Below are 19,880 nucleotides of genomic sequence, written 5' to 3'. Positions count from 1 at the left end.
GTCTGGTGCAATGATTTGTCTTTGACGTGCTGCCGCCAAGGAGTGTTGTATGGCCAGCGCGATCACCTGATCGACCGGTTAAATCCACCATCGGTTTCTGCCCTTCAGTAGGGCAGAAATAATTCGATTCAATAACATTATCTTAGTCCCCTGATGTCATCCGCTTTTCAATGTCCGACATTAAAAAAAATACATCAACGGTATCCAACATCTTCGCTGTAAACCATCCCGCAATTTCGCTGTCAGCATAATTGCAAGGCTTACGCAGTCCCGTATAGCTTTGGCTGGACAAATTGTACGACGGCATTTGCCATGTCCGCCATCTTCATGACGCCATCTACGGCAACGCGTTCGATCGCGTTACTCGGCATAGAACGATAAGGTGCCTCATCTAGCGACTGGACTAACGCAATCCCGCCATGCTTTTTGATTACCTCCAGTCCGGCAGTTCCATCATCCAGAGCGCCCGACAGCACAATTCCGATTACTCTAGACCCGTAACATGTCGCGGCCGAACGAAACAACACATCAATACAGGGACGTGAGAACTTTTCTTTGCAAGCACACGACAATAGAATTCGGCCATTTTCTACTAAAAGATGCTTGCCAGCTGTTGGCAGATAGATATATCCATTGATGACGGGATCACCATTAACAGGATGTATTGCAGGAAGGGAACCAGTGCGGTTAAGTATCTCTCCCAAAAAACTACGCATATTCGACGGTATGTGCGTAACGATAAGCAAAGCTGCCGGTAGCGTTGACGGCAGGCCGGCTATGAGAATTTTCAATCCACTCAGACTGCCAGCCGATCCACCAATTACTACTATGTCTCGTCGGGTCATCAACTTTCCTTCATTGCTAACATGGAGGTATCGCCATAACAAGGGCAGCTTATTAAATCGACCCTGCATCATGTTGAAATAATTTGAGCGATATATTAAACAAAGCTTCATCGCATAAAATTATCCATAATTTTAATAATTTAGAATATATGCCCACTGAAAGCGCCTTGGTGCCATCGAAGAATAAAATATATTCACCAATCAACAAGAAAGCCATCACTTTGATAAGAATCCCTACTAACATCGACAGGTGACCTCAACAATCTCCTAAACATTATTAAAAAGTCAGTATCAAGCCCGGTCAGTGGGAGGTATGCTTTGTAAGCATCTTAAACATTTGATTTTTCCCGTCGGATGTAGCCGCTTTAGCCGAACCAAACGAAAGAGCCGAAAGCTCTTTCGTTTGAATATTTTGGCCCCCTCGATGTTCAGTAATTACAATTTGCCAAGAAAAACCTGGGGCTCCACGGATAATTTTCAAGGTAAGCAGGTAATTTTCATCGCCACGAATGAATGACATCTTGCCCTCCAAAAACACGATTGAGAAAAAATTTTAGGATCAGATCAGACGAAATCAGGGACGGGATAATGTGCTAGCCGGGGTAAATTGATGGCAGGATTTCGCTTCCACGAACGAGGACGGAATGTGCGTCGATAAATTTTGGGTGCATGTGCTAGTACAAAATTCTGTCACATAAAAGTTTTTCGTACAAGTAATAAATTACTGAGTAAAATCGATGAAGTCGGCGCAACATAACTGCGCCACAACCGTTTTTAGTATGTTGCATTCACCGCTTGAATCCCCCATTGCAGACATTCATCCGTTATACAATCAACGCTGATATCCCTCAAAAGCACTTCCCTGCCCGTACCAATGCGGCCTGTTCTCCATCGTAATCATCCCGACAATCCACGTCACAAAATCGCCCTGGAAAAACCACCGGCTCGTCACAAAAGCAGCAATGACCATCTGGTGCAACGATTTGTTGTTGACGTGTTGCCGCCAGCGAATGCTGTAAAGCCAGCGCGATTACTTTATCGGCGCGGTCCGCGATGTCGCTCATGATGCTGCCCTTTCATTGGTCTTGGATTCGCCGGTTACCAGTACATAGTCGTCAAACTTCACAACCTCTTGTCCGGCCCAGTCATTGATGGCTAAAAATTGCGATTGCAGCGGGACCAGTTCGTTACGGGCAAACACCCGCGCTGCCGGTTCGACGGCTCCGAAGCCGCCGGTGTTATTGGGCATGATGCCGAGCAGCTGAGGTGGAACGCGGTGTGCGGCCAGGACGTCGTCGCGGGTCACGCCTTTGATGTTGAAGAATTCATCCTTCGCCGCTACGTCCGAGACCGGCAGAATCTGGATACCGTCTTTCTTACCGTTCGGTGCGTACATGAACAGATTGCGGAAGTTACCCGGCCCTTTGCTGTCGCGCATGGCCTGACGCAGGTTGTCCACGTCGGCGTTGTTTGCGGCCGCATCGGTCATGTAAAAGATGAATCCGGCGTGGGAGCCGTTCTTGTAATACTTGCGCCGAAATAAGGTCGCCGCTTCATTGAGCCATGCGGACTGCAGCGCACTCAGATATTGCGGCACGCCGTAGACTTCCTGATTCACGTCGGGGTCCATCAGGTGACACAGTGAGCCGGTGCGAAACGCGTATTCTTCCTGCCAGCCGCGCACGAAATAATACTGGTCCAGATCGCGCCCGCGCCGCACGTATTTGGCTAGCGCATGCGCCAGCGATAACAGCTTGCCGCTGCGGCTGACCCGCTTCTCCAGGTACGCATTGCCAAAGGTTAAAAAGTCCAGCGTCAGCCGTTTGAAGGCATCGCGTGACAGTAGAGGTGTCGGCACAAACGTCGAGGTCAGGATGTTGGCTTTGAAGTAGATCGCGCTGCTGTGGTGGACGCTGGAGTTAAACGATTTTGTCAACCCGGCATAATTGACAGGTGGCTCATACCAGCGCCCGTTCGACCAGCATTCCAAACTATCAAGGATCTCGGCGTGGTCGAGTACCGGGGTCGGATCGCCAAACGTGAAGGCTTCGAAGCCTGCCGCGGCATTTGCTGTCTTGTCGCTCGTCGCCGGTATTGCGGTGGTAGCGAGGTCGGTGGTGGTAGCCGTGCCCATGTTGTCGGCACGGAATCGTGCCTGTTGCTTATTGCTCATGAGGTATAAATCTCCATAAAGGATTGGGTATTGGAATGACCGCCTTCAAACGGCTCGTGGTCAAGTGCATGCATACACGCCCACGCCAGATCGGCATGGCCGGTGGCATCGGTGCGACTTGCTTCGTAGGTGGCTTGCCGACCGCTGGCGGTGAGCGTTTTATGGATCGCCATAAAGGCCTGCGCGATATCGATCGATCCGGCGTCGAATTCGAGCCGGGCTTTGCTGATAATGTTTTTGGCTTTCAGGACCATGCGGGTCTTCACTTCGACCGAATAGGTAATGGCGGTGGCGGCAGGGAAAAACTGGCGCACCAGCGGAAAGACGCCTATCCCCATGCCGGTGGTATCGATGCCGATGTATTCCACGTTATAACGGAGCGTCATGTGCCGGATGGCTTCGGCCTGTGCTTCAAAATCCATATCACGCCACTGATGGCGCTCCAGGATGCGAAACTTGCCACCAGCAACCAAGGGTGGGGCCAGCACTACGCACCCTGCACTGTCGCCGGTCAATGACGGGTCGTAACCGATCCAGACTGGCCGGTTGCCGAAGGGCCGTGTCGCAAACACCTTAAAGTCGGACCACTCGACCCAGGTATCGACCATGCAGCGCTGCAACTCCATCAGCGGAAAAATCGACTGGGTGTCGTCGATAAAATTACACATCAGCAGGTTTTCGAACTGGTCCGAGCTGTATTCGAAATTACGCAATTCGTCGATATCGAATAGATTGCAGCCACCGCGCTCGGCGTCCAGAATGGTGACGATCTGGCGCCAGATTTTGTCCTCGCCAGTGAAGCCGGCTGCGAGGCGTTTGTGCGACAGATCGATGGCGATCTGATTGGCCACAGCGCGGCGTTTATTGAACCCGTCGCCGCTCCAGAACGGATAGGCCTGATGGGTAATCGACGACGGTGTCGAAAAGTAGGTCTTGCGCCATTGCTTATGCAGCGCCATGCCGGAGGCGACTTTGTTCAACTCGGCAAAGTTATGCGTCCAGAAAAATTCATCGAAATAAAAGTTGCCATGATAGCCCTGCGCGGTGCGCGCATTGGTGCCGAGGAAATACAGGTGCGCGCCGTTCGGTAACACAATCGGGTCACCACTCAACTCCACCCCGGCGGCGTCCTTGGCGAATTGAATAATGTATTGCTTAAAGACATGGGCCTGTGCTTTGGAGGCGGATAAAAAAATCTGATTACGCCCGGTTTCAATCGCATCGGCCAGCGCCTCGCGGGCAAAATACCAGGTCGCGCCGATCTGCCGCGATTTGAGAATCACCCGCGTACGCTGGTCACTGTTGCGGTGCCAGACCTTTTGATAATCAAACAGGGAATCCTGAAAGGCGTCCAGCAACTGGATGCGCTGTTCGTCGCTGAATTCATTGCGGATCGGCTTTTTCTTGGGTCCTGCGTTGCGGTTGGCCAGCTTCGGATTGAGATCCACTTCATTGCCGCCGGGTGCTTCATAGCGACGCACGCGGGCGGTCTGTACCACCTGACGCATCAGCAAATCGATCTCTTTAAAATCACCGCCGGATTTGCCGTCTTTAGCGATCAACTGGACCAAGCGGGCGTCCAGTGCTGCCTCCACTTTTTCCAATACGGGCGCGCTGTCCCAGCCATCGCGCTGCTTCCAGCTTTCGACGGTGGAACGTTTCAGTGTCAGATAAGCGGCGACGGCCGAAATTTGCCATCCCTGCCAATATAAAAATTTGGCGAGTCGGCGCGGATCCGTTTTGGGATCAGTTTCAGCGGCAGTGAAAGGGGTGGTTTCTGACATACCGCAAGCGTAGGGGTCACGCGCGTAGAACGCTTCTAGCAAAGCGCCACTAAGCGTCTTACTAACCCCCTGCGCATTGAATCAGGGCGCGCTGTCGTTGACCATGGCGACATCTGACCACTTTTACGCTGACCAGCGCACACCATGCCTACTAAATCCACATTTTTCCGTGTCGCCATCGAAGGTGCCACCACCGACGGGCGCGAGATCACGCGCCAGCAAATTGCGCAAATGGCGAAGACCTTTAATCCCGACAAATACGGAGCACGGATCTGGATGGAGCATATTCGCAGTGCGCTGCCCGACAGTCCGTTCCGTGCCTACGGTGACGTGACCGCCGTCAAAGCCGAAGAAATTCAACTCGATGGCGTGACCAAACTGGCGCTGTTCGCGCAGATTGACCCGACTCCGTCGCTGGTGGCCATGAGCAAAGAACGGCAAAAGATTTACACCAGCATTGAGATCAATCCCACGTTTGCTGGCAGCAATGAGGCTTATCTGGTGGGTCTTGGCATCACCGACAGCCCGGCCAGTCTCGGGACCAGCGTCCTGACGTTCGCTTCCACCAGCGCCATTAACCTGTTCGCAGAACGCAAACAACATGCCGATAACGTATTTTCTGAAGCGGTCGAAGTCACGCTGGAGTTTGAAGAGATCGCCAATCCGGTACCCAGTAAATTTACGACGACCATCAACAATATCCTGAAACGTTTTACCCAAAAAGAAAACGGCGACGATGCCCGTTTTAACGATGTCAGCGACGCGTTAGAAGCTGTCGCGCTGCATGCCAGCGACACGGCGCAATCGTTCACGACCCAGTTCGCCGCCGCACAAAAGCAGATTACCGCCCTGCAAGAGGAACTGACGGTCACCACCGCAGCGTTCAACACGTTCAAACAGCAGATGGAGTCTCAGGACGGCGACTCATCCAAACGACCCGCCGCGACAGGTGGTCACGGCATGGAACAGACCGAGTTTTAAGCGCGCTTCCGTTCCACCGCCTTTCTCTTTTAACCGTATTGCAGGAGTTTATAACTTGAAAAAAATTACCCGTGTCGCCTTTGACCATTACACCGCCCGCCTGCAAGTACTGAACGACACGGCCAGCGCCGCGTCGACCTTTGCCGTCGCCCCGACCATCCAACAAAAGCTGGAAACCAAGATGCAGGAGTCGAGCGAGTTTCTCGGCAAGATCAACATCATCGGGGTCACTGAATTAGAAGGCGAAAAGCTGGGCCTCGGCATCTCGGGACCGGTGGCCAGCCGCACCAACACATCCAATAAGGATCGCCAGACTCGCGACCTGACCACGCTCGACGGCCATAAATACCGCTGTGAAAAGACTAACTTTGATACCCATATCAAGTACCAGACCTTGGATGCATGGGCCAAATTTCCGGACTTCCAGAGTCGCATTGCGAACACCATTTTGAAACGTCAGGCGCTCGACCGCATGGTGATCGGTTTTAATGGCATCAGCATCGCCACCGATACGGATATCGTCGCCCATCCGATGTTGGAGGACGTGAACAAAGGCTGGCCGCAGCACTTCCGTGAACAAGCGCCCGAGCGCGTGATGCAAGAGGGTCATACCCCCGGCAAAATGTACATCGGCAGCAATGCCGACATCATCGGCGATTATGTCAATCTGGACGCCGCCGTATATGACGCAATCCACCTGCTCGATCCGTGGTACCAGAAAGACAATGGCTTAGTCGCCATCGTCGGTCGGGCACTGCTGCACGACAAATATTTTCCACTGATCAACATTAATCAGGCTCCGACCGAAACACTCGCCGCCGACATCATCGTCAGCCAAAAGCGCTTAGGCGGCTTGCAAGCGGTCAGCGTCCCATATTTCCCCGACAACGCGATCCTGATCACCCGCTTTGACAACTTGTCGATCTATTGGCAGGAGTCGGCCCGCCGCCGTCGCGTGGTCGATGAAGCCAAGCGTGACCGCATTGAAAACTACGAGTCGTCGAATGACGCGTATGTCGTCGAAGATTTTGGCCTCGGTGCGATGATAGAAAACATTGTGCTGGTTGACGCCACGACGCCGAAAGCATAACCATGGGCGACCTTTCTCCCGCATTGCGGCACAAGGCACGGGCGTTGGCCGCGAAAGCCGCAGCGAACGCCCCGGAAGGGCACCTGACCGCAGGCAGCGCCTACGAGCTGATGCTCTACAAGCTGGCCGAGGACCGTCGACGCTTAAAGCAGATCCAGTCCGTGAAACAAAAGATCGCGCTGAAAGCAGAAATCCTGCCCGAGTACCAGGACTGGATCGACGGGGTGTTGAGCGCGGGGAAAGGCGCACAGGATGACGTGCTGACCACCTTGTTAGTCTGGCACATCGATGTCGGCGACTATGCGCAGGCGTTACGCATTGCCGCCTATGCGATCACCCATGCGCTGACCTTACCGGATCAGTACAACCGCGATATTCCGACCATGCTGATGGACGAGTTTGCGGAAGCCATGTTGTCGGGCCAGATGACACCCGCAATTGGTCGCACGATCTTACCTTTGGTTATTACGCTCACCGAAAGCCGGGACGCACCGGATCAGGCGCGGGCCAAATTGCATAAAGGACTGGCCTATGCGCTGCTGGACAAAAGTGCCATCGCCGCCGATAACGTCGCCGATGCCGCACCAGCGGCGATCCATCTGGCCTTGCCGCACCTGACCCGCGCCCTCGCACTTGACAGCCGAGTCGGCGTTAAAAAAGATATTGAACGCCTGACCTGTCGTCTCAAAAAGACCACCGCCACACTGGCAAAGGGTAAGGCGTAATCCCAAGCACCCAACGGCGCACGGCGGCGCGGGTCGATGAGTTGCACATTGATGTGACAGCTCTGACTCCCGCCCACCGCCGTCTATTTTGAAAGTGATCATGAGCTTTATCGCCAGGTCCCCCATGCCCTTGACCACCAACGAGACCACGGATCCGACTATCGTCGAAAACGACGGATGGTTTCCGGCTATCGATCTGCATCACATGCGGGACGCGATGCGGCTCGACGGCACGGTCACCACGCCGCGCTTAGTCCAGGCCGTGGCCGAAGCGATCCTATACGTGAATGGTGAACTGGACGCATGGCAGGACGAACAGCTAGAGAACGGCTTCAGCACCTTGGAAGTTGTCCCCGCTAAAAAGATCAACCGTGAAAGTAAGTTATTGATTCATTACCGGCGTGCCGTCTACAGCATCGCCAAAGCCGACCTATTGGAAAAATACCGAGATTACGACACCACCGCGTCATCCATGGCCGACAAGAAATCCATGGGGTATTTGGACGACGGTCCCGGTGAACAACGGCGTAACGCGCACTGGGCGATTGCCGACATCTTGCAACGGCATCATTTAACGGTCGAGTTGATTTAACAAGGATAACCATGCTGGTCCGCGCTCAACAATACGACACGCTTGATTTGCTGTGCTGGCGGCATCTGGGCGCAACCGCCAGCGTGGTCGAAGCCGTGCTGGAAATGAATCCCGGTCTGGCCGACGGCGGACCGTTTATTGCCCACGGTCGGCTCATCACCTTACCGGAACCTGCTGCTACCGCCACACCTCCCCGCCAGACCATTAGTCTGTGGGATTAACTTGTGATTTTTAAGGGAGAAACACTATGGCCGAACCTGGCAGCACCTCGTTATTCATCACCACCGCCGCAGGCATCGGTCTGTCCTCGATCTTTCCGGGGATCGATGGCAATGCCTTGATCGGTGCCTTTGCCGGTGCGACTTTGGTGGCTATTACAAGCAAGAATTTGCCGCTGTTGCAGCGACTGGTCTACATGGTCATTTCGCTGGCCATTGGTTATCTGGCCGCGCCGGAAGTCATGAACAACACACCACTCAAACAATCCGGTGTGGCTGCTTTTTTAGCCTCGGCAGCGGTGATCGCGCTGACCTTGCACGGTATTGATTTAATCAAATCCATTGCCTTACCGGAATGGTTGCGCAAGGGGAAACGCCATGATTGATACCGCGCAACAAGTCGTGACTGCTATCGCCTTTTGCTGTTATCTCGCAGCGTGCGGGCAACTACTGTGCTATCGGCGCGGTCTGGCGAACTACCGGATCCACCTGTCGTCGCTGGCGTGGTTGCTCATTGCCCTGACCGGTAGTTGTGCCCTGGATATTCTGCTCGGGGACGCACCGGTGTCGCTGGCGCAAGCCGGACTGGCTTTTACCTTATGCATCATCGTATGCCGTGCCAGGGGCAATGTCGCCCACCTTTTGAAAGATCCATATGGCTATCTCGAGTGACCACTCCGCTGACCACCTCACTGAACACTTTGCGCTGACAGAATTCGTGCACAGCGACACCGCCCGCACCCTCGGCATCGATAACACACCGCCACCAGCCATCACCGTGAACCTACGGCGTCTGGCCAAGTTTGATGAACTGGTCCGGCTCGAACTGGGCGGTGCAGCGATGCGCATTTCGAGCGGGTTTCGTTGTTCCTCATTGAACCGGGCGGTCGGCGGCGCACGCAACAGTGCGCACCTCGACGGGCTGGCGAATGATTTTACGGCAGTCGAATTCGGCACACCGATGGCGATCTGTCACAAGCTCGAACACTCCTATTTACAGTTCGATCAACTTATCTACGAACGCGCCGGGTCCGCAATCTGGGTACATCTGGGTATTGCGGCCGAAGGGGTGACACCACGGCGTCAGGTATTGACCATCGATCACAAAGGGACGAGGGCCGGGTTATGGAACTGATCGTCAAAATTCTCGTTGGTGTGTTGTTAATGGGTAGCATGGCAACCGTCATTGTTAGTCAACGCGCCAGCCTGATCGCCGTCAGGGAACAGGCCGCTCGCGCCGAGCGAGGGGTGACCGACCGCAACCGCCTTATCGCCACCTTAGGAGCCGCCAACCTCAAACAGCGTCAGGCGACCATCAAACTGCAAGCGGCGCGGGCCAGCATGGCCGTCACCTTGTCCGAACGTGAAACCCTAATCGAGCAACTCCACCATGACCTCTCCATTCGCCCTTGGGCTGTTGCTCCTTTGCCTGACGCTATTGCCGGGCTGCGCCAGCGTCCCTCCCTCATCGGTGCCGACGCTTATCGTCACTGGCTGTCCGCCAGTCACCCGCTGCCAATTACCAGCAACAGCCCCGACCACTAACGGCGCGTTGCACCTTGCGCTCGAACGCACCGAGGCCGCGTGGGCCATGTGTGCCGCCCAGGTCGACATGATCGTTGCATGCCAATAGGAAGAACATGATGCTCAAGCCCACTAGCCTACAAAACCATCTGATCGCGGCCAATCCGGATTTGCGTCAGAACCCCGACAAGCTGCTGGTATTCGCCGACGAGGGTAATGTGGTCGCTACCGGATCCGGATCGCTATCGTTTGAATACCGTTACAAGCTCAACATCATCCTCACCGACTACAGCGGCGATCCGGACGCGATCATAGTGCCGTTGCTGGCATGGATTGCGCTGCATCAAAGTGATTTACTGAATAATCCGACGTTACGACAAACCGGTATCGGCTTTGACGTGGATTTTAATAATCATGAAACGATTGATCTGTCGCTCAAGCTGGACCTGACCGAACGCGTCATCGTCAAACGCGAAGGTGGCAGGCTCGCTATCCGCCATCCACCCGAGGCACAACCCACGCCCGACTACAGCGACGACTTCTGGGCCTTGTACCAGGGCGAGTCGTTACTCGCTGAATGGCACACGCCTGTTCAACTGGCATGAACAACGACTTGCAGACGATTGAAGAATGGGCTGGTGCGCTGTTATTAAAACTTGCGCCCGCCCAGCGCCGCGCCGTCAATAAAAAAGTCGCGCAGGATTTACGCCGTAGCCAGGTCAAACGCATTGCCAGCCAACAAACACCGGATGGCGAGGCCTATACGGCGCGCAAACAACGCAAGAACCTACGCGGCAAAAGCGGTCGCATCAAACGCCAAAAGGCCGCGATGTTTGCGAAGATACGCAAACAAAAAAGCCTCACAATTCAGCAGGATGAAAATCAGCTATCGGTCGGTTTCTTTGGACGCGTGGCGCGCATTGCACGGGTGCATCAGGAGGGACTGACGGACAAGGTATCAAAGAAAGGGCCGGAAGTCCGCTATGCGGCCCGGCCGTTGCTGGGGTTTAGTGTTGCCGATCAGACCTTAATCCGCGATGCACTTCTTCACTATATTTCTAATGTATAAGAGGATAGAGATGGCCGGTGCTATCCCCAGGTTATTGCATGGTCTTGGGTGTTCTCTGTAATATTTTTTTTAAATATTTTCTTCGACGTTGATGAACGATCGCGAACACGCCAAGTGACAACACTAGCGCCGCCAACATAAAAAATAATGTGTACTTTTCTACAGATTGCTCAAGGTCGGGTATGAGGGCCAGAAATAGGATGAAAAACCCAATAAACGCGATCATGGACATCGCTATCGCGGCGATGAATACAAGTAATTTACCCGTTTTACCCAGATATCCTCCGAATGTGCAAAGCAGCTAACACAGGATGTTTTTACCCGATGTCCTCGATGACTCAGCGCCAAAATAAGCCGATATTTTGCCGATATTTTGCCGATGGTGATATACATTTGAATTTTACCCCTAGGCATATTCCAATGTCATCGCGGGTGAGTTCCATTTACCAGTGAAGCTGCAAATTCAAACGCATTTTTAAGCTGAGGACGGCTGCTGTGGGCCAGTGCCGCGTAAAGCTTTAACCGGTACTTAAAGGCGTCCCGATTCGCCGTTGCATCAGTGTTTAATGTTGTGGCGAAACAATCGCATGCCTCTTCAACGAGTGCTTTAATTTCTGCAGCGACGTTATGCCCGGCATCTGCCCGCCCGGCTAAGCGTTGCACTTTAAAAACAAAAAGAAGGATTAAACTTTCATCGTGAGTTATTAACATGTGCACTCCAATCAAAAAAATATAAGCGGTCCTTTCGCTTTGCTTCTAAGACGTCGAATGATGTAATAATTTAGCATAAAATGCGCTCAAAACAATTTTCAGTTTGAAAATTACTCACAAGCAAAAGAGCGACACGCTACTGAAAGTAGCGTGTCGACTTTGCTCCAGCGGATGCGCATAATCGTGCCTGCGGTGAAGCCACTGACCGCTCGCCTGAAAGGCCAACATCAGGTCATTATTTCAAAAAAGCTGCCCTACAGACCATGCATCCCAGTTGGTAATTACCAGTTCCCGGCTGCTCCCCGGCTGGCCATGCACGCTGCCCAAGCTATATTTGATATCCAGCCCCATCATCGTAAAACCTGCAAACACCGCCCTGATATCCGGGTGGTCGTTAATACTGACCATGACTTTGCCCTTACAGCTACGCATAAAGTCGGCCATCTGCTGATATTGCTCGAAGCCGAACTCCACGCCATAACCTTCGGTTTTCCAATACGGTGGATCCAGATAAAAGAATGAATGCGCCCGGTCATAGCGCGTCATGCATTCCAGCCACGGCAAGTTCTCCACATAGGTCCCGGCCAGCCGCACCTGCGCAGCGCGTAGATTCTCTTCAATCCTGCATAAATTAATCGCCGGACCGGTAGTAGAGGTCCCGAAGCTTTGGCCGGTAACCTTGCCGCTGAAGGCGTGCTGTTGCAGATAATAGAACCGGGCGGCACGCTGCACATCGGTCAGCGTCTCCGGACGCACCGACTGGTGTGCTTTAAAAATGGCCCGACTCGTCATCGGCTAGGCGCCCCCGCCCAGTCGAACTGGCGCACGAACTCGGTCATGTGATGCTGGACAACCGGGTACAAATTCACCAGTTCGCCATTAATATCGTTGATGACTTCGGTACGCGCCGGTACCGGTCGCAGGAAATACAGTGCTGCACCACCACAAAACACTTCAACATAACAGTCATGCGGGGGAAACAACGGAATGAGTTTGTCAGCTAGTCGGCGTTTGCCGCCCAGCCACGGAATGATCGGTGTGGCATCCATACGGGGATTCTTTGTCGGATGCTCGCTGGCATGCTGGTACGGAGCGCGTGGCTCTCAAGGAGGGGGATCGTAAAGTGGTTTAACGTGCCGCAACGCGGACATTTAATGGCAAGGGAAATATACTCTCCCTCACCGAGATTGCGAGCACAATGCCCGCATCGAATCGTGTTCATTTGGGTAAACCTGCGAAATATGCTAGCCTTGCGCCGCCTGTACAGGTGCGCGGCCTTGGCTTTACTTGCAGGTACGTCTGCTGGTACGGTGGCGTGGTCAGTGTTGATGCACTGCCCACGTCGCCGCGTCTTAAGCGCTACTTTCTCACGCGTGCGCACGGTGCCATAGGGCCTCTGAGCTGATAAGCGGCTTAGCAACTCGCTGCCGGATGCATTCCGAAACGCAACACGGCACCATGCATCGCATGACTGCCGACCTCTCCGAAATCCTCCGCTTACTCCTGAACCTGATCCGTCTTGGCACCATTGCCGAGATCGATCACGACGCCCACCACGTGCGGGTCCAGAGTGGCAACAATCTGACCGACTGGCGACCATGGGCGACGACCCGCGCCGGCGATGCACAAACATGGTGGCCACCGTCGTTAGGCGAACAGGTGGTGTTGCTCTCACCGGAAGGGAGCTTTGATCACGCTATTATTTTGCCTGCGGTGTACTCCGATCAGCATGCGCCACCGTCGACGAACCCTGACCATCACACCACACGCTATCGCGATGGCGCACTGATCCAGTACGACAGCGCCGCCCATACCTTAAGCGCCACATTACCGGATGGCACCAGCGTGACCGTCACACCCGGCAAAGTCACCTCCAACGCGGACGACACGGTCTGCACGGGCAATCTCACCGTTTTAAAAAATCTAATTGTGACCGGCATGAGTTCACTAAACAGCGGCATGGCGGTCACCCCCGGCGCGGGTGGTGGTGCGGCAGCCGTGATCAACGGTACATTGACCGCGACCGACGACGTAGTGGCGGGAAACATCAGTCTGATAAACCACCCGCACGGCGGCATTGAGCGCGGTGGTGACGTGTCGGACGGTCCGCAATGAGCGGCATGGATCGCAGCACTGGCCGTGCATTAACCGGCCTCGCGCATATCCGTCAGTCGCTGGCCGATATTCTGACCACGCCGATAGGATCCCGCGTGATGCGTCGTGGTTATGGATCGGAAGTGCCGGACCTGATCGATCAGCCGCTGCATGGCGCCACGACCTTACGCCTCTATGCGGCCACCGCCCATGCGGTGCGCCTGTGGGAACCCCGCATTAATTTAACCGGCTTACAACTACAGCGCGACGCCGATGGCAAAGCGACCCTGCTGCTCGATGGCGTGGCCGCTGAACAAAGTGTGCAACTGACGGTGCCGGTTAGTCAGGGTGGCGTATGAGTACCTCGGCGATTGACCTCTCGCGCTTACCGGTACCGAACATCGTCGAAGCGCTGGACTTCGAGACTATACTCGCTGAACAGCTGGATGACCTGATCGTTCGGGACGCGACCTTCGACGGCTTGCAGGAATCCGATCCGGCCATGAAGGTTTTACAAGTCACGGCTTACCGCGAATTACACATACGCCAGCGCGTCAACGAAGCGGCCCGCGCCCTGATGCTGGCGTATGCAATGGATAGCGATCTGGATCACCTGGGCGCATTGATGGACGTGCCGCGTCTGGTCGTCACGCCTGCCGATCCCGACAAGGGAACCGATGCGGTGATGGAATCGAATGCAGATTTGCGCAAGCGTATCCAGCTGGCTCCGCACGGCTTCTCGGTCGCCGGTCCGGAAGGCGCATATATCTTTCATGCACTCGGTGCCGATGGTCGCGTGCTCGATGCGTCTGCGACCAGTCCGTCGCCCGGTCAAGTGATCGTGACGATCCTGTCACGCGAAGGTGACGGGTCCGCGTCACAAGCCTTGCTCGCTATCGTGGCGGCCCGACTCGGAGCGGACAACGTGCGCCCGCTGACCGATTACGTCCTGGTCGAATCGGTCGAGATTGTGCGCTATCAGGTTCGCGCCACCTTGTTTACGTTTCCCGGTCCGGATGCGACCGTCGTCCTCCTGGAAGCACAGAAGCGCATGGCGCAATACGTGATCGATACCCACCGCATCGGACGCGTGCCGACCTTGTCAGGCATCTATGCCGCCTTACACGTCGACGGCGTCGAACGCGTGGAGTTGACATCGCCCACCACGGACCTCCCGGTGACGCGCCGTCAGGCACCGTTCTGTGACGATATCGTCATCGATTATGGCGGTGTGCATGAATAAGCACATTCCACTGCCGTATCGATCATTACTGCCACCCAACACCACGCCACAAGAACGCGCGCTAGAAGCGGCCAGCGCCCGCATCTCTGCCGTTCCGGTACCGCTACGCACATTGTGTCAACCCGGCACGTGTCCCATCGATTTGTTACCGTGGCTGGCGTGGCAATTATCGGTCGATAGCTGGAAACCGTACTGGAGCGAAGAAGTCCGGCGCGCCCGCGTACGCAGCGCCATGACAATCCACCGCCAGAAAGGCACTACCCAATCGGTCAAAGACGTAGTCGCCGCGTTTGGTGGCGCGATCCTGCTTAACGAATGGTGGCAACAATCGCCCAAGGGTGAACCGCATACCTTTGATTTATTGATGACATTGAGTGGCGCAGGCGGCGCATCCGCGACCGCTGCCTTTGTCGACGACGTCATCGCCGAAGTCAACCGGACCAAGCCGGTGCGCAGTCATTTTACGTTCACCCAAGGGTTGAATACCTTTGCTGCGATTGCAGTCGTCACCGCGCTGCGTCCTGTGATCTACGCCCGACTACACCTTACGGAAGCACCCTAATCCTATGTCCGGAATCCCCATCATCACCACCAAAGTCGGTCGCGCCGCCTTAGTCAACGCCGAACACAACGGCACCGCACCATTGACCGTGACGCATATCGGTCTCACCGCCGCCGTGTTCACGCCCGACGACGACCTGGTTGATCTACCCGGCGAATTCAAACGGCTCGATACGCTCTCAGGGGAAGTCGTGGCTGCGGACACGATCCACGTCACCATCCGCGACGATGGCACCGACACCTATACGGTGCGCGGGATCGGCTATTGGTTGAGTAATGGTGTCTTGCTTGGTGTCTACGGTCAGCCTGACCCGATCCTGGAGAAGTCCGCGCAGTCGATGCTGCTGTTGTCGGCCGACACGATTTTTACGACGATTGATGTCACCAATTTAACCTTTGGCAACGCCAATTTTACCAATCCCCCGGCCACCACCTCCCGCCAAGGCGTGGTCGAACTGGCGACTTTTACTGAGACCGTGGCAGGAAGCGATCCGACCCGTGCGGTGACGCCAGCCGGACTGACACCGGCGCTGGCCAACGCTATCGATCACCACAAAGAAGAAATCGATCCGCATCCTGGTTATCTCACTGATGCACGGGGTGACGCACTGTATTTCCGCACACTCGACGCCGTGACCGACAGTGACACCGATTGCGACACCTTACTGACCACTGGCGTACGCGACGTGCTGGTGGCCAATGACCGCGGCATCCTCGCGGCCACCCATTTACCGCTGGATGGCGATGGCTTTGGTACGCTGGTCACACTCGTCGGTGGTCAGTTTGTACGCCAGCTCTATACCGAAGGCGGCACCAGCCAACGCAGTTGGGAACGCACCGGCTTTACCGGGCAGGAGCCGACGTTCAAGGGCCGGTCATGGAAACTGGGGTGGGACACCGTGACGTTCAACCCTGACAGCAAAGAAAATACGCTCGGTTATACGCCAGTCCAGCAAGGCACCGGCATCGGACAGACGCAGAACCCGGTCAAGATCGGCTGGAGCGAGAACGAAGGCCTGAAGGTAACGGTCGATGTTTCCGACCTTGGCACGCTGGTGTTGCAGAGCGCACTGAACGACGCATTGCGCTACAAGGTCACCGGCAACGCAAATATCCGGCTGCAATGGGACGGACGCGGTGGTCAGCCGACGTGGGTGCATGGCGGTTACGACAATCCCAGTGATTGTGCGTTGTTTAACCCGGCCACCTTCAACGTCAATTACGCCAATAGTACGAATTATGCCAACAGCGCGGGCGTGGCGACGTATGCCCATCAGCTGGTCGGTGCGGGCCTGCAAGAAAACAGTATCGGCTCCTACCGCTTAAACAAAAACCATGGCTCACCGGAAGTCGGCGGGGCATGGCAGTTACGCGGCTGGGCGTATGACAACGGCACCGGCAACGATGGTGGTATCGGCACACGGGCAGCATTATGGCAAAGGGTCGGATGATGGCAACGCGCAACAAAGTAATAAAAACAAACAAGAACGCTGTAGCAACGGCCATGCCGGACGAAGCGACACCACCGGCGTCCATCGTGCCACCGGCGCTGCCGGTCGACCGCTTTACCTACGCGGATGTGCGCACGCCAGTGCGGCAGGCCAACGGGATCCGGTGCGACGTCAAATTTGACGCCAATGAAAACTATTGGTCCTTTTTAGCGACGCCTGACGATGTCGAACCGCATGGACGCGCGATTTATGCCGAATGTGACAGCGGTCGGTGGGGACCGGTACCGGATTATTACCCGAGCGATACCGAACTGATCGCCACCGCCATCGAGCGCATCAGCAACGGTTTGCGCATCGCCACCACGGCGATTACCAAATATCAGGACCGGGTCGATATCGACGACGCCACACCGGCCGATAGCGCCTTGCTCAAAGCATGGAAAACCTACCGTGTCGGTCTCAATCGGATCATCGACCAGCCCGATTATCCGCATCGTCTGACGTGGCCGGTCTGTCCGGACGTCATCTCTCTTTAATCACGCTTTACTTATTACTTATCACCCACAGGAGTTGTTATGGCAGACGATTATCACCATGGCGTGCGCGTCCTCGAAATCAACGACGGCACGCGCCCGATCCGCACCATCAGCACCGCCGTCATTGGCCTCATTGCCACCGCCGACGATGCCGACCCAATGACGTTTCCGCTCGACACGCCAGTGTTACTGACCAACGTGATTGCGGCCCTCGGCAAAGCCGGAAAGAAAGGAACACTGCGCCGCACACTGGAAGCCATCGGCGCGCAAACCAAGCCATTTACGATAGTCGTACGCGTGGCCGAAGGCGACGATGAAGCAGCCACCACCACCAACGTGATCGGCACGGTGACCGCCAGCGGCAAATACACCGGCATCAAAGCCTTGCTGGCCGCCCAAGGAAAACTCGGCATCAAGCCGCGCATCCTCGGTGCGCCGGGACTCGACACCCAGGCGGTCACGAATGCGCTGGTCAGCGTGGCGCAGCAGTTGCGTGGTTTTGTGTATGCGTCGGCGTGGGGTTGTTTGACCAAAGAAGACGCGGTCGCCTATCGTAAAGACTTCGGTCAGCGTGAACTGATGCTGATTTGGCCGGACTTTGTGAGTTGGGATACGGCGACCAATGCCGAAGCCAGCATTCCCGCGGTCGCCTATGCATTGGGATTACGCGCCAAGATCGACCAGACCATCGGCTGGCATAAAACCTTGTCGAATATGCCGGTCAACGGCCCGACCGGGATTTCGAGCGATGTGTTCTGGGACTTGCAGGATCCGGCTACCGACGCCGGATACCTGAACAGCAAAGAAGTCACCACGTTAATTAACAATGGTGGCTTCCGGTTCTGGGGTTCGCGCACCTGTGAAGTGCCGGAATTCTTCTTTTTTGAAAACTACACCCGCACCGCCCAAGTGCTGGCCGACACGATAGCCGAGGCGCATTTTACGTATGTCGATAAACCGCTGCATCCGTCGCTGGTCAAAGACTTGATCGAAAGCATCAATGCCAAATTCCGCGACCTGAAAGCACAGGGTTACATCATCGACGGCAGCGCGTGGTACGACGAAGCGTTCAACAGCAAAGACACCTTAAAAGCCGGAAAACTGGCGATTGATTACGACTACACACCCGTTCCCCCGCTGGAAAATCTGGTGTTCCAGCAACGTATTACCGACCGCTATCTGGCCGATTTCGCGAGCCGGATCACCGCGTAATCAGCCACTACAGGCAACCCTTTATTTGGAGAAAGACTGATGGGCTTACCCAACAAACTCAAAGATTTTAATCTGTTCAACGATGGCGCGTCCTACATGGGACTGGTGCCAGAATTGACGCTCCCCAAACTCAGCCGCAAGATGGAGGAATACCGTGCCGGTGGCATGAGCGGCCCGATCATGGTCGATATGGGGAACGAAGCGCTCACCCTCGAATGGACTGCGGGCGGGTTGATCGTCGACGCCTTAAAACAGTACGCCGCCAAGGCCCACAACGCGGTGCAACTACGCTTTGCCGGTGGCTACCAAAATGACGATACCGGCGACGTGGCGGCGGTTGAAGTCGTGGTGCGCGGACGCCATAAAGAAATCGATATGGGATCCAGTAAAGTCGGCGACGACACCACCCACAAGTACAGTACCGCCGTCAGTTATTACAAACTGACGGTCGATAACGTCGATCTGATTGAACTCGATTTTATGAACTGTATCGAGAACATCAATGGCGTGAGTATGAACGATGCGTTGCGTACAGCCATCGGTTTGTAAACACCAGGTCAACCGTATCAACCCTTTATTTATTCCATTCAAAAAGAGCACACCATGTCCACCGTCAAAACTTTCGCCGCACCTGTTTCCTCCAACCACGTCACCGTCATCCTGGACGAACCGCTACAGCGCGGCGACACCGTCATCACCGAGATCCAGTTACGCAAACCAAAAGCCGGAGAGTTACGCGGCGTCTCACTGGTCGATGTTGCCAACCTCGATGTGATGGCCCTGCAAAAAGTATTGCCGCGCATCACGCAACCAATTCTCACCACGCAAGATGTCAATAATCTCGACCTTGCCGATCTGATGGCGTTGGGGGCCGAGGTAGCGTATTTTTTAGCGAAGAAAGCGGATCGGAACATGGTCTCCCCGACCGCGTAGAAAACGCGATGGCCGATATCGCCGTGGTGTTCCACTGGGACCCGGCGGCGATGGCGGCATTTACATTAAGTGAACTGATGGACTGGCGCGAACACGCCAGACTACGCAGCACCGCAGAACAATAAATAAAGAAGTTAT

General features: G+C 55.1%; 28 protein-coding genes and 1 pseudogene. 21 read left to right on the top strand and 8 right to left on the bottom strand.

Features of this window, described 5'->3' with window-relative positions; genetic code table 11:
• Positions 1-260: 260 nt before the first annotated feature.
• The 5 genes from RGU75_RS13730 to RGU75_RS13710 all read right to left on the bottom strand — a co-directional run bounded on the left by RGU75_RS13730 (position 261) and on the right by RGU75_RS13710 (position 4,802).
• Complete coding sequence (locus tag RGU75_RS13730; RefSeq protein ID WP_322236800.1) at positions 261-845, bottom strand: chemotaxis protein CheB; 585 nt, start codon at positions 843-845, stop codon at positions 261-263.
• A 301-nt stretch (positions 846-1,146) separates the two neighbouring features.
• Positions 1,147-1,365: a hypothetical protein gene (locus tag RGU75_RS13725; protein ID WP_322236798.1), complete on the bottom strand. Its 219-nt coding sequence runs from the start codon at positions 1,363-1,365 to the stop codon at positions 1,147-1,149.
• Positions 1,366-1,693: 328 nt separating this feature from the next.
• Positions 1,694-1,909, bottom strand: coding sequence for a hypothetical protein (locus RGU75_RS13720; RefSeq protein ID WP_322236796.1), 216 nt, complete (start codon positions 1,907-1,909; stop codon positions 1,694-1,696).
• Positions 1,906-2,979, bottom strand: a complete 1,074-nt coding sequence (locus RGU75_RS13715; RefSeq protein ID WP_416186869.1) for a phage portal protein — start codon at positions 2,977-2,979, stop codon at positions 1,906-1,908. Before RGU75_RS13715 ends, RGU75_RS13720 begins: the two co-directional genes overlap by 4 nt.
• Positions 2,980-3,014: 35 nt before the next feature.
• A complete protein-coding gene (locus tag RGU75_RS13710) occupies positions 3,015-4,802 on the bottom strand; it encodes a terminase ATPase subunit family protein (RefSeq protein ID WP_322236792.1) in 1,788 nt (595 codons plus the stop codon).
• Between the two features lie 144 nt (positions 4,803-4,946).
• Here RGU75_RS13710 and RGU75_RS13705 point away from each other — a divergent pair, with 144 nt between their 5' ends.
• The 11 genes from RGU75_RS13705 to RGU75_RS13655 all read left to right on the top strand — a co-directional run bounded on the left by RGU75_RS13705 (position 4,947) and on the right by RGU75_RS13655 (position 11,001).
• Positions 4,947-5,783, top strand: coding sequence for a GPO family capsid scaffolding protein (locus tag RGU75_RS13705; protein ID WP_322236790.1), 837 nt, complete (start codon positions 4,947-4,949; stop codon positions 5,781-5,783).
• Between the two features lie 55 nt (positions 5,784-5,838).
• A complete protein-coding gene (locus RGU75_RS13700) occupies positions 5,839-6,873 on the top strand; it encodes a phage major capsid protein, P2 family (protein ID WP_322236788.1) in 1,035 nt (344 codons plus the stop codon).
• A gap of 2 nt (positions 6,874-6,875) precedes the next feature.
• Entirely contained in the window at positions 6,876-7,598 is a 723-nt protein-coding gene (gpM, locus tag RGU75_RS13695) for a phage terminase small subunit (RefSeq protein ID WP_322236786.1), read from the top strand.
• Positions 7,599-7,722: 124 nt separating this feature from the next.
• Positions 7,723-8,190 carry a head completion/stabilization protein gene (locus tag RGU75_RS13690; protein WP_322236785.1) on the top strand — a complete coding sequence of 156 codons (468 nt, stop codon included), beginning with the start codon at positions 7,723-7,725 and terminating at the stop codon, positions 8,188-8,190.
• Between the two features lie 11 nt (positions 8,191-8,201).
• Positions 8,202-8,411 (top strand): tail protein X, encoded by a 210-nt coding sequence (locus RGU75_RS13685; protein WP_322236783.1) that lies wholly within the window; start codon positions 8,202-8,204, stop codon positions 8,409-8,411.
• 26 nt (positions 8,412-8,437) lie between these two features.
• Positions 8,438-8,794 carry a putative holin gene (locus tag RGU75_RS13680; protein ID WP_322236781.1) on the top strand — a complete coding sequence of 119 codons (357 nt, stop codon included), beginning with the start codon at positions 8,438-8,440 and terminating at the stop codon, positions 8,792-8,794.
• Positions 8,787-9,080 (top strand): phage holin family protein, encoded by a 294-nt coding sequence (locus RGU75_RS13675; protein ID WP_322236779.1) that lies wholly within the window; start codon positions 8,787-8,789, stop codon positions 9,078-9,080. Before RGU75_RS13680 ends, RGU75_RS13675 begins: the two co-directional genes overlap by 8 nt.
• Entirely contained in the window at positions 9,064-9,543 is a 480-nt protein-coding gene (locus RGU75_RS13670) for a D-Ala-D-Ala carboxypeptidase family metallohydrolase (RefSeq protein WP_322236777.1), read from the top strand. Before RGU75_RS13675 ends, RGU75_RS13670 begins: the two co-directional genes overlap by 17 nt.
• 255 nt (positions 9,544-9,798) lie before the next feature.
• Positions 9,799-10,041, top strand: a complete 243-nt coding sequence (lysC, locus tag RGU75_RS13665) for an Rz1-like lysis system protein LysC (protein ID WP_322236775.1) — start codon at positions 9,799-9,801, stop codon at positions 10,039-10,041.
• A gap of 7 nt (positions 10,042-10,048) precedes the next feature.
• Positions 10,049-10,537, top strand: a complete 489-nt coding sequence (locus RGU75_RS13660) for a phage tail protein (RefSeq protein WP_322236773.1) — start codon at positions 10,049-10,051, stop codon at positions 10,535-10,537.
• Positions 10,534-11,001, top strand: coding sequence for a phage virion morphogenesis protein (locus RGU75_RS13655; RefSeq protein WP_322236771.1), 468 nt, complete (start codon positions 10,534-10,536; stop codon positions 10,999-11,001). The genes RGU75_RS13660 and RGU75_RS13655 overlap by 4 nt, the downstream gene beginning before the upstream one ends.
• A gap of 423 nt (positions 11,002-11,424) precedes the next feature.
• Here the strand turns inward: RGU75_RS13655 and RGU75_RS13650 are convergent, their stop codons facing one another.
• The 3 genes and pseudogenes from RGU75_RS13650 to RGU75_RS13640 form a co-directional block, all read right to left on the bottom strand.
• Positions 11,425-11,712: a hypothetical protein gene (locus tag RGU75_RS13650; RefSeq protein WP_322236769.1), complete on the bottom strand. Its 288-nt coding sequence runs from the start codon at positions 11,710-11,712 to the stop codon at positions 11,425-11,427.
• Between the two features lie 240 nt (positions 11,713-11,952).
• Positions 11,953-12,761, bottom strand: a pseudogene (locus RGU75_RS13645) (DNA adenine methylase).
• On the bottom strand, positions 12,713-12,934 hold the full coding sequence (locus tag RGU75_RS13640) for a Com family DNA-binding transcriptional regulator (RefSeq protein WP_322236767.1): 222 nt from the start codon (positions 12,932-12,934) through the stop codon (positions 12,713-12,715). The pseudogene RGU75_RS13645 and the gene RGU75_RS13640 overlap by 49 nt, the downstream one beginning before the upstream one ends.
• A gap of 209 nt (positions 12,935-13,143) precedes the next feature.
• Here RGU75_RS13640 and RGU75_RS13635 point away from each other — a divergent pair, with 209 nt between their 5' ends.
• From RGU75_RS13635 to RGU75_RS13590, 10 genes are read left to right on the top strand one after another with little or no spacing between them, the layout of a single operon-like run.
• Entirely contained in the window at positions 13,144-13,827 is a 684-nt protein-coding gene (locus tag RGU75_RS13635; RefSeq protein ID WP_322236765.1) for a phage baseplate assembly protein V, read from the top strand.
• The gene (locus RGU75_RS13630) at positions 13,824-14,165 is read left to right on the top strand and encodes a GPW/gp25 family protein (protein ID WP_322236763.1); all 342 of its coding nucleotides are present in this window, start codon (positions 13,824-13,826) and stop codon (positions 14,163-14,165) included. The genes RGU75_RS13635 and RGU75_RS13630 overlap by 4 nt, the downstream gene beginning before the upstream one ends.
• The gene (locus RGU75_RS13625; protein WP_322236762.1) at positions 14,162-15,049 is read left to right on the top strand and encodes a baseplate assembly protein; all 888 of its coding nucleotides are present in this window, start codon (positions 14,162-14,164) and stop codon (positions 15,047-15,049) included. Before RGU75_RS13630 ends, RGU75_RS13625 begins: the two co-directional genes overlap by 4 nt.
• Positions 15,042-15,611, top strand: coding sequence for a phage tail protein I (locus tag RGU75_RS13620; RefSeq protein ID WP_322236760.1), 570 nt, complete (start codon positions 15,042-15,044; stop codon positions 15,609-15,611). Before RGU75_RS13625 ends, RGU75_RS13620 begins: the two co-directional genes overlap by 8 nt.
• 4 nt (positions 15,612-15,615) lie before the next feature.
• Positions 15,616-17,061, top strand: a complete 1,446-nt coding sequence (locus tag RGU75_RS13615) for a hypothetical protein (RefSeq protein ID WP_322236758.1) — start codon at positions 15,616-15,618, stop codon at positions 17,059-17,061.
• Complete coding sequence (locus RGU75_RS13610) at positions 17,043-17,597, top strand: tail fiber assembly protein (protein WP_322236757.1); 555 nt, start codon at positions 17,043-17,045, stop codon at positions 17,595-17,597. The genes RGU75_RS13615 and RGU75_RS13610 overlap by 19 nt, the downstream gene beginning before the upstream one ends.
• Positions 17,598-17,636: 39 nt before the next feature.
• A complete protein-coding gene (locus RGU75_RS13605; RefSeq protein WP_322236755.1) occupies positions 17,637-18,809 on the top strand; it encodes a phage tail sheath protein in 1,173 nt (390 codons plus the stop codon).
• A 39-nt stretch (positions 18,810-18,848) separates the two neighbouring features.
• On the top strand, positions 18,849-19,358 hold the full coding sequence (locus tag RGU75_RS13600) for a phage major tail tube protein (protein ID WP_322236753.1): 510 nt from the start codon (positions 18,849-18,851) through the stop codon (positions 19,356-19,358).
• A 54-nt stretch (positions 19,359-19,412) separates the two neighbouring features.
• Positions 19,413-19,742: a phage tail assembly protein gene (locus tag RGU75_RS13595; RefSeq protein ID WP_322236751.1), complete on the top strand. Its 330-nt coding sequence runs from the start codon at positions 19,413-19,415 to the stop codon at positions 19,740-19,742.
• A gap of 8 nt (positions 19,743-19,750) precedes the next feature.
• Positions 19,751-19,867: a GpE family phage tail protein gene (locus RGU75_RS13590; RefSeq protein WP_322236749.1), complete on the top strand. Its 117-nt coding sequence runs from the start codon at positions 19,751-19,753 to the stop codon at positions 19,865-19,867.
• Positions 19,868-19,880: the final 13 nt, after the last annotated feature.

Origin of the sequence: Glaciimonas sp. CA11.2, assembly GCF_034314045.1 — a bacterium.
In the GTDB taxonomy this organism is placed as follows: Bacteria; Pseudomonadota; Gammaproteobacteria; order Burkholderiales; family Burkholderiaceae_D; genus Glaciimonas.
The sequence above is the reverse complement of the archived record's forward strand: the minus strand, read 5'-3'. Positions and strand labels throughout refer to the sequence as shown.

Bases quoted from the DNA above. Each gene is read 5' to 3' on its own strand.
- RGU75_RS13705 (WP_322236790.1), top strand. From the start codon at position 4,947: ATGCCTACTAAATCCACATTTTTCCGTGTCGCCATCGAAGGTGCCACC.
- RGU75_RS13670 (WP_322236777.1), top strand. From the start codon at position 9,064: ATGGCTATCTCGAGTGACCACTCCGCTGACCACCTCACTGAACACTTT.
- RGU75_RS13595 (WP_322236751.1), top strand. From the start codon at position 19,413: ATGTCCACCGTCAAAACTTTCGCCGCACCTGTTTCCTCCAACCACGTC.
- RGU75_RS13600 (WP_322236753.1), top strand. From the start codon at position 18,849: ATGGGCTTACCCAACAAACTCAAAGATTTTAATCTGTTCAACGATGGC.
- RGU75_RS13610 (WP_322236757.1), top strand. From the start codon at position 17,043: ATGGCAAAGGGTCGGATGATGGCAACGCGCAACAAAGTAATAAAAACA.
- RGU75_RS13720 (WP_322236796.1), bottom strand. From the start codon at position 1,909: ATGAGCGACATCGCGGACCGCGCCGATAAAGTAATCGCGCTGGCTTTA.
- RGU75_RS13730 (WP_322236800.1), bottom strand. From the start codon at position 845: ATGACCCGACGAGACATAGTAGTAATTGGTGGATCGGCTGGCAGTCTG.
- lysC (WP_322236775.1), top strand. From the start codon at position 9,799: ATGACCTCTCCATTCGCCCTTGGGCTGTTGCTCCTTTGCCTGACGCTA.
- RGU75_RS13690 (WP_322236785.1), top strand. From the start codon at position 7,723: ATGCCCTTGACCACCAACGAGACCACGGATCCGACTATCGTCGAAAAC.
- RGU75_RS13590 (WP_322236749.1), top strand. From the start codon at position 19,751: ATGGCCGATATCGCCGTGGTGTTCCACTGGGACCCGGCGGCGATGGCG.
- RGU75_RS13635 (WP_322236765.1), top strand. From the start codon at position 13,144: ATGCATTCCGAAACGCAACACGGCACCATGCATCGCATGACTGCCGAC.
- RGU75_RS13660 (WP_322236773.1), top strand. From the start codon at position 10,049: ATGATGCTCAAGCCCACTAGCCTACAAAACCATCTGATCGCGGCCAAT.
- RGU75_RS13640 (WP_322236767.1), bottom strand. From the start codon at position 12,934: ATGAACACGATTCGATGCGGGCATTGTGCTCGCAATCTCGGTGAGGGA.
- gpM (WP_322236786.1), top strand. From the start codon at position 6,876: ATGGGCGACCTTTCTCCCGCATTGCGGCACAAGGCACGGGCGTTGGCC.
- RGU75_RS13615 (WP_322236758.1), top strand. From the start codon at position 15,616: ATGTCCGGAATCCCCATCATCACCACCAAAGTCGGTCGCGCCGCCTTA.
- RGU75_RS13605 (WP_322236755.1), top strand. From the start codon at position 17,637: ATGGCAGACGATTATCACCATGGCGTGCGCGTCCTCGAAATCAACGAC.
- RGU75_RS13710 (WP_322236792.1), bottom strand. From the start codon at position 4,802: ATGTCAGAAACCACCCCTTTCACTGCCGCTGAAACTGATCCCAAAACG.
- RGU75_RS13715 (WP_416186869.1), bottom strand. From the start codon at position 2,979: ATGGGCACGGCTACCACCACCGACCTCGCTACCACCGCAATACCGGCG.
- RGU75_RS13725 (WP_322236798.1), bottom strand. From the start codon at position 1,365: ATGTCATTCATTCGTGGCGATGAAAATTACCTGCTTACCTTGAAAATT.
- RGU75_RS13685 (WP_322236783.1), top strand. From the start codon at position 8,202: ATGCTGGTCCGCGCTCAACAATACGACACGCTTGATTTGCTGTGCTGG.
- RGU75_RS13680 (WP_322236781.1), top strand. From the start codon at position 8,438: ATGGCCGAACCTGGCAGCACCTCGTTATTCATCACCACCGCCGCAGGC.
- RGU75_RS13655 (WP_322236771.1), top strand. From the start codon at position 10,534: ATGAACAACGACTTGCAGACGATTGAAGAATGGGCTGGTGCGCTGTTA.
- RGU75_RS13675 (WP_322236779.1), top strand. From the start codon at position 8,787: ATGATTGATACCGCGCAACAAGTCGTGACTGCTATCGCCTTTTGCTGT.
- RGU75_RS13650 (WP_322236769.1), bottom strand. From the start codon at position 11,712: ATGTTAATAACTCACGATGAAAGTTTAATCCTTCTTTTTGTTTTTAAA.
- RGU75_RS13630 (WP_322236763.1), top strand. From the start codon at position 13,824: ATGAGCGGCATGGATCGCAGCACTGGCCGTGCATTAACCGGCCTCGCG.
- RGU75_RS13625 (WP_322236762.1), top strand. From the start codon at position 14,162: ATGAGTACCTCGGCGATTGACCTCTCGCGCTTACCGGTACCGAACATC.
- RGU75_RS13620 (WP_322236760.1), top strand. From the start codon at position 15,042: ATGAATAAGCACATTCCACTGCCGTATCGATCATTACTGCCACCCAAC.